The 243-nt window shown below is 52.3% G+C and carries 1 rRNA gene; it reads right to left on the bottom strand.

Features of this window, described 5'->3' with window-relative positions:
* A 23S ribosomal RNA gene (locus HPT30_RS00175) occupies nt 1-243 on the bottom strand; the annotation flags it as partial.

Genomic DNA, 243 nt, shown 5'->3' with positions numbered 1-243 from the left:
GTAAGCACACGGTTTCAGGTTCTATTTCACTCCCCTTCCGGGGTGCTTTTCACCTTTCCCTCACGGTACTGATTCACTATCGGTCGCCAGGTAGTATTTAGCCTTGACAGATGGTCCTGCCGGATTCATACGGGGTTTCACGTGCCCCGCACTACTCGGGATCCGTCTCGGAGAGAACACAGTTTAGGTTACAGGGCTATTACCTCTATCGCGGGCCTTTCCAGACCTCTTCACCTACCATAT

The sequence above is a fragment of the Paenibacillus agri genome (assembly GCF_013359945.1).
Taxonomy (GTDB): Bacteria; Bacillota; Bacilli; order Paenibacillales; family Paenibacillaceae; genus Paenibacillus_AQ; species Paenibacillus_AQ agri.
Note: the sequence above shows the minus strand (reverse complement) of the source record. Positions and strands in the feature narration are given on the sequence as shown.